The organism is Lacrimispora amygdalina (assembly GCF_900205965.1).
Classification (GTDB): Bacteria; Bacillota; Clostridia; order Lachnospirales; family Lachnospiraceae; genus Lacrimispora; species Lacrimispora amygdalina_A.
Window position 1 is genome coordinate 309,789 of sequence record NZ_OAOF01000002.1, and the last position, 12,355, is coordinate 322,143.

At 35.7% G+C, this 12,355-nt stretch carries 11 protein-coding genes; all 11 read right to left on the bottom strand.

The annotated features are described in order from the left end of the window. Positions 1-98: 98 nt before the first annotated feature. Positions 99-1,763 (bottom strand): S8 family serine peptidase, encoded by a 1,665-nt coding sequence (locus tag CRO04_RS04175; protein ID WP_097002966.1) that lies wholly within the window; start codon positions 1,761-1,763, stop codon positions 99-101. Positions 1,764-1,796: 33 nt separating this feature from the next. Continuing rightward, complete coding sequence (locus tag CRO04_RS04180) at positions 1,797-3,119, bottom strand: lachnocin radical SAM maturase (RefSeq protein ID WP_097002967.1); 1,323 nt, start codon at positions 3,117-3,119, stop codon at positions 1,797-1,799. A 122-nt stretch (positions 3,120-3,241) separates the two neighbouring features. Further along, the gene (locus CRO04_RS27385) at positions 3,242-3,379 is read right to left on the bottom strand and encodes a lachnocin family radical SAM-modified peptide (protein WP_207654391.1); all 138 of its coding nucleotides are present in this window, start codon (positions 3,377-3,379) and stop codon (positions 3,242-3,244) included. A 65-nt stretch (positions 3,380-3,444) separates the two neighbouring features. Then, on the bottom strand, positions 3,445-5,256 hold the full coding sequence (locus tag CRO04_RS04185; protein ID WP_097002968.1) for an ABC transporter ATP-binding protein: 1,812 nt from the start codon (positions 5,254-5,256) through the stop codon (positions 3,445-3,447). Positions 5,257-5,402: 146 nt separating this feature from the next. Beyond that, a complete protein-coding gene (locus CRO04_RS04190; protein ID WP_097002969.1) occupies positions 5,403-5,537 on the bottom strand; it encodes a cyclic lactone autoinducer peptide in 135 nt (44 codons plus the stop codon). Continuing rightward, entirely contained in the window at positions 5,534-6,121 is a 588-nt protein-coding gene (locus CRO04_RS04195) for an accessory gene regulator ArgB-like protein (protein WP_166432463.1), read from the bottom strand. Before CRO04_RS04195 ends, CRO04_RS04190 begins: the two co-directional genes overlap by 4 nt. Positions 6,122-6,276: 155 nt before the next feature. Then, positions 6,277-7,596 (bottom strand): sensor histidine kinase, encoded by a 1,320-nt coding sequence (locus CRO04_RS04200; RefSeq protein WP_097002971.1) that lies wholly within the window; start codon positions 7,594-7,596, stop codon positions 6,277-6,279. Next, positions 7,593-8,345: a LytR/AlgR family response regulator transcription factor gene (locus CRO04_RS04205; RefSeq protein ID WP_097002972.1), complete on the bottom strand. Its 753-nt coding sequence runs from the start codon at positions 8,343-8,345 to the stop codon at positions 7,593-7,595. The genes CRO04_RS04200 and CRO04_RS04205 overlap by 4 nt, the downstream gene beginning before the upstream one ends. Before the next feature lie 173 nt (positions 8,346-8,518). Continuing rightward, complete coding sequence (gene ftsH / locus CRO04_RS04210) at positions 8,519-10,384, bottom strand: ATP-dependent zinc metalloprotease FtsH (RefSeq protein ID WP_097002973.1); 1,866 nt, start codon at positions 10,382-10,384, stop codon at positions 8,519-8,521. Next, positions 10,368-10,910 carry a flavodoxin family protein BilS gene (gene bilS, locus CRO04_RS04215; RefSeq protein ID WP_097002974.1) on the bottom strand — a complete coding sequence of 181 codons (543 nt, stop codon included), beginning with the start codon at positions 10,908-10,910 and terminating at the stop codon, positions 10,368-10,370. The genes ftsH and bilS overlap by 17 nt, the downstream gene beginning before the upstream one ends. Before the next feature lie 166 nt (positions 10,911-11,076). Beyond that, entirely contained in the window at positions 11,077-12,351 is a 1,275-nt protein-coding gene (gene hemL / locus CRO04_RS04220) for a glutamate-1-semialdehyde 2,1-aminomutase (protein ID WP_097002975.1), read from the bottom strand. Positions 12,352-12,355: the final 4 nt, after the last annotated feature.

Consider the following 12,355-nt stretch of genomic DNA (forward strand, 5'->3'; position numbering starts at 1 on the left):
AAAAATATCCTGATAGTTAAGCACAGCCTGTTTTTTAAGTGTCTAACTATCAGGATACCGTTTTTATTATACTGCCGATTCTTCATAATCAGGTACAGCTAACTTAATGTTTCTATGACGCTTCTATAGAGGGAGCCCTCTTCTACCTCCTCTAAAGTAAATACCTGCTCTTCCATGTTATTCTTTAAATACTCGGCTGCAGCCGTATATTTTGCATGATCAATGCAATAAGTCTGCAGACCATCTCTATAGTCCATCGTTGTCGGATCTATATCATTGTGTGATAAAACAATAAATACTTTTTCAATTCCATGCTTATACAAATGTGCTAACTGCAATTTTAAATTATCCACATCTATAGAAGGATTAACACACATCAAGGCGATATCTATATTTGCTGCTGAAAAATAAGCATCAGCAAGCTTACCAAAGTTGTATGTATTCAGACTGTTAACCTGGCCGATTGCCCCACCAATGTTTATAAGCCATGCATCTATGCCTTTATTCATCTCAGCGAGATACATATATCTATTTATAGAATAAACGATATCAGGAAATTTTAACTCTTTGGGGAAATTAAAAACATTTGTGCCGCAGAGTATCCCAATTGGATTATTGGAAACCGATTCAATCTCCAGCCCATCCTGTCTTAAGCTTTTTAATAAAGAAAATTGAATATCCGATTTGTTTAATCCACTGCACAAACTTGTGACAGCGATTACAGGTGCTTTTAATACAGATATCTCAGAAGCCTTAAACTCATTATAGTCATATAAATATTGATTATAATCCATATTTATAAAATTTCCTATGCAGATTACCTGATAATTTATGTATTTTTCTTTTATGGTTTCTGGAACTTCCAAATCAATATATGAAGAGTTTAATATTATGATTACATCAAAATCATTTTTAGGCAGACCATCTTTAAAGCTAATAAATTCACATTTTTTATGATCATAATATGCTACAATGTTTTTATGCATAAGATCTTTATTCACAAGTTCCAGTAAATTTGATGGGAACAGAACAACTCCCACCCGATTATTTAATAAGATTTCCTGGATCCCGCACTGTCTTAATTCATCACTATCATTCATATCATCGTTACCACAAAGCTTAATATTGTATTTGCGGGATAATATTTTGAATTTATCATTTAACGGCATACTACCCAGATCGTCACAAAGATAGCCGCATAATCTGGCACACGCCAGGCTAGACGAACTGAAGTCAAATTCGGTATCTTTTTCCCTGATTATAAAATCTTTCATTGGAATTGAAACAGTGGTATGATCCACCGTTTTAATTTTTTCTGTTTGCTGCTGGTCTACTTTTACGCATATTACATTGTTAAAGTCTGCAGGAAATGATATGGTGTTATTGTGTGATGCAGCTGATACCATAACAATATTATTTTGCATGGCTTTTTCACACACGTCATATAATTCCTGAGAATATGCGGTTAAACCTAAACTAATATTAATTATATCAACCTTTTCCTCAATTGATTTTTTAATACCGGAGATGATTGAAACTACCTGAATGTCACCAGACTCGTCCAATATATTTATATCAAGAATCTGTATTTGATTACTATTTGTGTTTGATACAATTTCTTTGAAACATTCTGTACCGTGGACATCACCGGGGTCCTTATACTCTTCTACTATTTTTTGTTTTACTAATGAAAAATGTCTTACCTCACATCTGTTATTGATTTCATTTTTAGATATTCCCGTATCAATCAATGCAATCTTCATTGTTATTCTCCTTATTAAGCTCAGAGCTCCAATTTAAATTAAAGAGATATTTGCCACATAATTCACCAAACCTCTGTCAGTATTTACATGATCAAGATAATAACCCAATTCTCTCTCAACATCTTTTCTGGACTTTTCACAAAATTCATTATTTATATTCAAGATATCCTTAAAGCAAATTTTGCAGAACTTGGCAGCCCAACAATATTTACATTTATCCATACTTTCTAATGTCTTATCCACAAGCCGTCTGATTTTATTAATATCGATTCCGTTGTAAACATCTCCGATTTCGAATACTTCCTGGTTCTCATCTACCTTTTCACATACAATGATTCTGCCATCAGTGGTTACGAAATTTTTTCTTACACCAGGAACACAGAATCCTCCAGGTAAAATAGTGCTGCTGCAAGCCACTCCACTAAATGAATTATAATATTTTTTCATGCCCTTCAGCATATTTTTATAGGCGAAATCATAAGTCCTTATATCAATTTTCTCGCCTTTCTTAATGTCATCATCTTTATCCCTTAAATTCATAAAATATTCAGTTGGAAAAAGATCTATCATGTTCACATTTGATTTCCATAAATTATCAACAGATTCATAAAGCTCATTGCTGGCTCCATTAAACATAACCACATTATATGTAACATTTTCTCTGAAAAATTTAGGATCCTTTTGATAGAATGCCTGAATATTATGATACACCTTCTCATAGCTTCCATTACCATTGCAGTCAACTCTGTATTTATTTTGCTGCTCTTTCGGTCCATCCAGACTAATATTAATTTTAATATCATTTTTAATGATAAAATCTGTAACTTTATCATCTAGTAAAACGGCATTTGTTGTTATATTATAAGAAGGCTTTCGAAATGGATACTTATTACTAATATAATTGATACATTCCGTTATCAGATCCAGCTTAAGTAATGGCTCGCCTCCATAAAAGCTAAGATTACACAGCTCACTTTCATGTGAATTCATCATTAGAATATCGATTGCCTTAAATGCAACTTCTTTTGACATTTCTTTCAACGAGTGATTATCATCCATATATTTAGGCATATACCCACAGTATTTACATCTTAAATTACACTGCTCTGTAAGAGCTAATGTCATATTTTTGATCCTGCTGCTATACATATTGTTTAATTCATCTTCACTATATGAATATTTTACATCGAACTTGCAGGGTTTCTTTATATCTCTGAACTCGTTATTTATCAGAAAATCAGCATACTTCTCATCATCTAAAAAATCTTCCTCAGAATTAATTGTAGCAAAGCTATTATTGAGGGCATCATAAATATACATATTGCTGCCTGAATTAATTATTTTAGATAAATACATTCTTATCATCCTCTCTCATTGGAGTTATTGACCATTTATACAGCCTACTACTAAAACAATGTGCTAATTATTATTTTGTTCTATGTAACTGTTACCGGATTACTAATAACTGTAAAAAAAGTTTACAGATACTGTCCTAAATAACCATCGCCAACTGCTGACCAAGGTTTTCCCTGACAACCACAATGGCATGCCAATGTTCTAACTGTAGAATTATTTGTTTTGTTGATCTTCTTCAAACTAACTTTCTTATTCTTCATAATATCCACAACCTTTCTTTTTTTTAGTAGTAGGCCTTATAAATAGTCAATAGCTCATTTTATCATTATTCATATTCAGCAGTTATAGAGTAGCTGTCTGCCTGAATTTTATACATATTATAAAATTCCTTCTTCAGCTTAATTAATTCCTCAAAGCTTCCTTCTTCAATAAGCATTCCCTTGTCCAATAAAATTATTTTATCTGCTAACTTAGTAATATACATCCTGTGCGATACGATAATAGAAGATTTAAGTTCACTTATTATTTTAAATGTATCAAACATTTTTACCTCTGACTTCGGATCAAGAGCTGCTGTCGGCTCATCTAAAACCAATACTGATGCATCCGAGAAAACAGCTCTGGTAATGGCTATTTTTTGCCATTGGCCTCCTGAAGGCTCTATCGCATCATTAAAAAACATCTTTCTTAAGTTTGTCTCGTATTTGTTGTCATAGTTTTCAATGAACTTATTAGCTCCAGTAATTTCTGCCGCTTTTTCGATTCCGTTTATATCTTGAATCCGGTTAATATTTCCAAATCCTATGCAATTACGAACGCTATCAGAGAATTTGACGTAATCCTGAAATAAAACACCGAAATATGACCTTAATTCATTTATGTCATATTCATTTAAATCAGTATCATCCAGTAATATTCGTCCTTCTGTCGGATTATATATTTTGAGAAGTAGTTTTGTAAAAGTTGATTTTCCGCTTCCATTCTCTCCGACCAGGCAGACGGTGTCTTTCGTGCTAAAATTCACGTTTATATCTTTAAGCGCATAGTTGTCAGAACCTGTATATTTAAAACTAACATGTTCAAACCGTATATTATGTACCGGAATGTCTTTAATTTTCAGCTTTTTATTATCCAGAACAGCTGACTCCTGCATATATTCAAATATATAGTTTATAAACATCATGCTTTTGCTATTTGATGCTATCTGATTTGATAATGCTATTAATTTTGTAACAATAGTTATAATAGCAGTTATAAACAGATAAAATTCTGAAACAGATACAGAACCCCTGATTGCATCTTTTACAAGCCAGACTCCAACCAGAATAGCACCTATCATTGAAATAAAACTAGTAAATAATGATACTATAATTTCTTTTGCCGCTATTTTGCTGTTGCCTTTCATAAAATCATCAAATAACTCTTTTCTTCTGCTTCTAAAATAGTCATATAACCGAAAGACTCTAACCTCATTTGCATACATCGGATCTGTAATCAACGACAGATAATACCATATACGCCTTGTCTGCATTGTTCTTTCACTAAAAAACCGAAACAGCATTCCCTGATATTTTCTCTTATAAAATATGATAGGCAAAATAAATATCATAATAATCAGTAAGGCCAGGAAATTAAATTTTATTATAATAACCGCATATCCAATGAGGCTGATAAAGCTTGCAACCATGCCAAACAGGCCTTCCATCAGATTCAATGGTTCAGATCCGCATTTTGTTAAAGTGTTTGAATGCAGATCCAAAAATTCAGGGTTATCTATTCTTTCTTGTTTTATGCTCTGAAATTTATCTGCCACCAGGTTCTCTATATTGTGGGATAATTTTAATCCTGTAATGGAGCAGATAATAGTTTTTACACTTTCTGTAGCAAATGAGATCACTATAAAAGCGAGCATTGAGAATAAAATAACCAATATTCTCAAATAAACAGCCGTGGATCCGTTTCCCAGATTCTGACCCAATTCGTCTAATAGTTTAGCTGTCAGATATATCGTAACTACCGGGCTGATACCGGATATAACCATAGATCCAATTGAGAGAAAAAATACACCTGATCCAGCTTTGAAAATTTCTTTAAATATAAAACCCAATTTTAAAATATAGTCTTTTATCGATTTCATCTGCTCACCTACAATGTTAAATTACAAGATATACTGTACTAAAAGTTTGATTCTCAAACGCGCCATAATTGTAACTATCATCATAGGACGGTTCCGACATGCGATGTTATTTGCTACAATATATGGCGCTGTAGAAAATCTGTGATTTACCGTTTGAAATCTTTGATACCTTCCGGAGCCTTCGGCTGATAAGACCAGTACATGCAACGGCCATTATTGGCTTTGATTATTGCATGTTCTGCCATTCTGGAAACTAATTTAAGCATTGTATCCTTTTTCATTTTCTCACCTCATTTCTTTTTCTTTTTAAAACAGAGAGCAACATCAGAAAAAATACTATGAATATGCCCCATGAGATTGAAAACGCAATTTCCGTTTCATGTAATACTACTGCTATAATAAATCCAGTAACTGCAATGGTTAACAGCACAATAATTTTCATCCGAAATTTTCTGCGCTCATCATTACTGATTGGACCATTGCCATAATCCACAGGGGATAAAATAAGTATTACCGGAAATGCGATTGCAATTAAAATTAAGGAAACTATGAATCTGTAATTTGATAAAAACTGATTTAAAAACAGCATGGATATATATAAGACCATTGTTGTAAGATAGCATTTTTTATATGTTTCGCAATGATAGCCTCCTGCGTAACTACGGATCGGACAATAGGTTAGAGCATATGCGATACTAATAATGATTTTCCCTGATAAAATGCTGATTATGGCAATTGATAAAAAAATCATGATATCATTTAGTATCAGTTCTATTCCATATGTATAATATTTCATTTTACCAATTGAAATATGCCTGTTTGCAACCAGCCTGAGACTAATCTCTTCTGCAATAAAGCTTAACACGCTTGCACCTTCTTTCCATATAACTTACATAAGTACTATACCCCCCTCCCATTCTTAAATCAATAAATGTCTACTGAATGGTAGCTATAGTCAACCGAATGGTTTAACTATTAAAAAGACAGGAAAGACATGTCTGTCTTTCCTGCCATATTGATTTAAATATTTATTTCTATGGGCAGCATCACAACCACACAAAAAATATTATTTTTTAAATAAACGTTAAATGAACCGCCATATTTTTCAGCAGATGACCGTATTGATGTTAATCCGTATCCGTGATGCAGCTTATCCTGCTTATGTGTTTCTATTCTGTTATTTACTATTCTTATACCAGATTCATAAGGATTCCTGACAACTATAGATAAATAATTTTTATAACAAAATATTTTTCCGGTAATATAGCGTTTTTCCCCTTCTATCAATTCAAGTGCTTCAATCGCATTATCGAGTATATTAGCCAGAATTGCATTTAAATCTATGGGACTGACAGATAAATGCGGAACATGATCGACATTTATATTAATATCAATGTTGTGACGTTTACAAACAGCAATTTTATAATTTAATATAGCGTCAATAATATCATTTCCACAATTAATAACGGATTTCGTTCCCTCCAGAGCTTCTGTTATTGCATTTATATAAGTAACTGTTTCATGAATATTATTCTGTTTTAATAAGCATGAAATATTAATAAGATTATTGTTGATATCATGCCTGATTTTAGTTAAATCTGATGTCGCTGACTCATAGTAAGAAAGCTGCTGTTCTAATAAATGGTTTCGTGCATTTAATTCATAATTTTTTTTCTCTTTTTCATGGTAAAAGCAAATCTCTGTTAAGAAAAATATATTTAATCCACTTATAATTATTAAACCAAGAGAAATTCCCAGAATGTATAAAGAATAGTTATTTGAGTCCTTTTGAAGAATTGGACTGATGTGCATCATAAACTGTAAAGTAACAATAAACAGAAATACAATTATATCCATGATAACCAGATATTTTTGCGGGATTTTAAATTTAATATTTTTAAAATTATAGATACATACAATATTAAAAACTATATTTAATGATTTTGCTAAAACAGAAAATGATAATGAAGATGGTGATGCCGAAACGTATAATATATTCTGAATGCTGATTCTGATAAAATAGGACGAAAAATTTCCCGCTATAATGTCACTGACAAGAAAGATATAATTAGCTACCAGAATGAGAAAGGCTTTAATTGATATTTTTCCCTTGTAAATTATTTGAGAGAGTAACAATGAAAAACAAAAATAAACAAAAAACTTATCATTAATAGATAAATCCGACATAATATGAATCACTATTGTATTTGCAATTACAGCTGCAATAATCATACATATTTTTTTCAATCCGGAAAATCTGCAAATCATAGTACTTTCTAATAACCAAAAAATCAAAGTAGATTCAGTTAATGTAAATATATAATCTAGTATACTGTTCATACTATATCATCTCCAGCAACCAACTCAGAAAATTTATCAAATATATTCTGTCTCTTTCTCCGGCTTAATGGCAATCTGATCCCATTATCCAAACGGATTTCCGTTTCATCAATAGAAAATATGTATTTTATATTTACTATACAGGTTCTATGAATATCTACAAAACTCAAGGGGATAAATTTCTTAACAATTCCAGAAAATTGACAATGATGAAGGATAAATGTTTCCCGCTTGGTAAATAGATACACCTGCCGGTTGATACATTCAAAATACATAATATCATCAAGTGGAACTTTAATTTCCATAAAACCTTCATCATATACGCTTTTATTGACCTTAAAGATTTGCATTCGGGGATTGTCCTCGTTTATCCGGTCAATGATTTGTTTAATAACTTGTGGTAAACGTGTTTCAAGCAATGTCTTTGGAAGAAAACCAATTACATCGTATTGAAATGTATTTAAAACTTCACGGGTATATGCTGTAACAAATACTAATTTAAATTTCTTATCAAGTATACGTAATTGTCTTGCAATCTCCTTTCCATCTTTTTGAGGCATATCAATATCCAGAAATATCACATCATAATAAGGCTGATATTTTGAAAAAGCTGCAATTAAATCGTCTCCTTTTTCAAACGTATAACTTTTGACTTCTACCTTTAAACGCCTGAATATATTTTCTATCTTAGGCGTAATATTGGATAAAAAAGCTTTGTCATCATCACAAAAGGCTAAATTAAGCTGCATAAAATCCCCCTATAACGAATTATACTCTTTAATCTGATTGATTTGTTGCATATTTGTTATATTATACCTTATTTTCATATATATATCAAAGTATTTGATGTCTGACTATTTTTCTCCATGGCATAAAAAAAGAATCAGAGGTGTTATCGTCTCTGATTCTTTTATAAATAGAATTATCCCTTTGCCGCTTCTTTCTTAAATATCTCCATGAATTCCTCACCCGTAATTGTCTCACGTTCCAGCAAATACTCTGCGATTTCATGCAGCTTATGAATATTGTCCTTCAGGATCCCATAAGCCTTCTTATGCTGCTGCCGTACTATGTCTATCACGGCTTCATCTATCCGTTTTGCGGTATCAGGAGAGCAGGCCAGGGTCGTATCTCCGCCCAGGTACTGGTTTGTCACTGTTTCAAGGGCGACCATGTCAAATTCATCGGTCATACCATAACGGGTAACCATTGCCCTTGCGATTCTTGTGGCCTGTTCAATGTCGTTTGATGCACCGCTTGTAACTGTCTGAAATATCAGTTCCTCTGCTGCCCTTCCTCCGGTAAAAGTAGCAATCTTATTTAATGCCGCTTCCTTTGTCAGCAGATGGCGTTCTTCTTCATCCACCTGCATGGTATATCCAAGGGCACCTGAGGTTCTGGGTATAATGGTGATTTTATGAACCGGGGCAGAGTGGGTCTGGGAAGCAGCCACCAGAGCATGCCCTACTTCGTGGTATGCAATAATTTTCTTTTCTTCCACGTTGACGGCGGAATCCTTTTTCTGATAACCGGCAAGGACCACTTCCACGCTTTCCTCCAGATCCGTCTGAGTGACTGTTTTTCTTCCCATGCGGACAGCTCTTAAGGCAGCCTCATTGATCATATTGGCCAGCTCAGCTCCGCTTGCTCCTGATGTTGCAAGTGCAATTCCATGAAAATCCACATCATCAGATAATTTTACATTCTTTCCATGTACTTTTAAAATGGCCTCACGCCCGTTTAAGTCCGGAAGTTCCACAGGAATCCGGCGGTCGAACCGGCCGGGACGCAGAAGCGCTTTGTCTAAGGAATCGGGACGGTTGGTTGCCGCCAGGATTACAACTCCTTTTTTTCCGTCAAATCCATCCATCTCAGCCAGAAGCTGATTCAGCGTCTGTTCCCGCTCATCATTTCCGGAAAATCCGGCGCCGTCCCGCTTTTTACCAATGGTATCAATCTCATCTATAAATACGATACAGGGAGCTTTATCATTAGCCTGTTTAAACAGGTCCCGGACCTTTGCAGCACCCATACCTACAAACATCTCTACAAACTCCGAACCGGAGATAGAAAAGAAGGGCACATGCGCTTCTCCTGCCACTGCTTTTGCCAGAAGGGTTTTACCTGTACCGGGAGGTCCCACAAGTAATGCTCCCTTGGGAAGAATTGCTCCGATAGAGACATATTTGTTGGGATTATGAAGAAAATCCACGATCTCCCTTAATGCGTCCTTTGCCTCTTCCTGACCAGCTACATCCCGAAACGTTTTTCCCGTTTCAGATTCCGCATATATTTTCGGATTAGATTTACCAAATGACATAGCATTTCCGCCCATACGCTTTTGCATCTGGCCGGATAAAAAGTTACCCAGAAATACAAAAATCAGAATGGGGACAATCCAGGTTAAAAGAATGGAAAGTAACGGCGACATCTCCTTTACAATGGTCTTTTCAAACTGTACATTGTGGCTGATCAGTCTTTCCATCAGCGTATCATCCGGCCAGTTTCCTGTTTTGTATACATTGTAAACCGGCTTTCCCTCCAAGTCCGTTTTTCCAGACTCGGTTTTAAACTGAATCTCCGTTTCTGTTTTGGCAACCGCCTGAACCTTTCCCTGATCCACCATCTCTAAAAAGGTGCTGTATGGAACCTCCGTCACTGTCTTTGCCTGGAGCCACGGCACTGCCATTGCATTGAATATAATCATCAATATCAATACAATCATATAATAATAAATGAATGGTTTTTTATGGTTCTTTCCTGAATTTCCATCATCTTTTAATCCCATCTGACTCCTCCTTTTTCCTTCGGATCCGGTATAGTACCGATTCTGTAAATTCGCATGCCTGGTCTAAATCTTCTTTATTGGGATGGAGCATGGCATCCTCATAGGCTGATATCATCTCCCGTATCTGAGGTGTATCAAGCTGCGCCTGCATCTGTCTGCATTTTTCCAGCACCTTTGGTCCCATCTTTCCTCCGCATAAATAACACCCCAGGTATTCATTATCTTCCGGCAGAAAAGCTGAGACCTGTTTTTCCACCTGTTTTAAATACTCTTTATTTTCAAATATCCCGCAGGTTCCGAACAAAGCAATCTTTTTGCCATGAAGATCGGAGAGGAAATCTATGACTTCTGTTGTACAGATTCCTCTGTTATTCCAGAATCCTACAAAATACGTATCAGCTTCTTCTCCATAATATTCTTCCAGATTAATAATATCCTTTGATTTTCCCGGAAGCGCTTCAAAAATCTTCATGGCTACTTTCTGAGTATTTCCGGTTTTACTTGTATACACAACTAAATAGTCCATCTATTTCGCCTCCTCTATCAATAAAATATACCAAATCAAAGCATTTATCAATAGATTCCGGTAAATGTTAATACAATTTATGGTTCTTTTAGAATTTATACCTCTTCTTTTATAACAATAAAAAAAGAGGATGAAACTGATTGTAACATCCCCATTTCATATCTGATTATAATTTAGCTGCAGCTTCCTTCATTATTCTCTTTGTCTCATCCAAATCTTCCTGGGTATGAGCAACTGATAAGAACAGAATCTCAAACTGGGAGGGCGCTGTGTAGATCCCATGCTCCAGGAGGTAATGGAAATACCGGGAATACATCTTTGTATCCGACTTGAGTGCTGACTCATAATCTACCACCGGCTGGGGGGCAAAGAATACACTGAATAAAGAGCCCGCCTGATTTACCTGTGCCTTTGGCAGAACTTCTTTTAATGTATTTACCAGGTAATCTGCTTTTTTCTCCAGACAGGAATAGAGATCAGGCTGATTCATCAGTGCTTTTATGGTCGCAGCTCCTGCCGCTGTTGCAATGGGATTGCCGGACAGAGTCCCGGCCTGATACACCCTGCCTAGGGGTGATACAACCTCCATGATCTCCTTTCGCCCGCCGTAAACACCCATGGGCATGCCTCCTCCTGCTATCTTGCCAAGAGTGGTCAGATCAGGTTTCACCTGATAATATTCCTGGGCTCCGCCAAGAGCCATGCGAAAACCTGTTATTACCTCGTCAAAAATCAGGAGAGCACCATATCTGGTTGTGATATCTCTTAAAAATTCAAGGAAGCCTGGTTTTGGTGCCACCAGCCCCATATTCGCTGCCACTGGTTCCACCACTATCGCTGCAATCTCCCCGGGATACTGTTTAAATAATTCTTCTACGGTATCTTCCTGATTGTATCCGGCTAACAGTGTATGTTTCGTGTAAGAAGCAGGCACACCGGCGCTGTCTGGCGCACTGCCTGTCAGGGCTCCTGACCCTGCCTTTACTAAAAGTCCGTCGGAATGTCCATGATAGCATCCCTTAAATTTAATGATTTTATCTCGCCCTGTAAATCCTCTTGCTGCACGAATCGCGCTCATTACCGCTTCTGTACCTGAGCTGACCATTCTCATCATCTCCATGGACGGGATACATTCTGTAATCAGTTTTCCAAGCTCCAGCTCTCTTCTGGTTGGAGCACCATACGACAATCCAGAAAGGCAGGCTTCTCTGACCGCTTCTACCACCGGTTCATATGCATGTCCCAGTATACAGGGCCCCCAGGAGTTCACATAATCAATATATTTATTACCATCCTCATCATAGATATGGGAACCTTTTGCTTTTTTTATAAAAACGGGAACTCCGCCAACGGAACCAAAGGCTCTCACCGGGCTGTTGACCCCTCCGGGGAAATGGTTTGCGGACTCTTCAAATAGTTTTTTTGACTCTTCTGTGTTCATATAC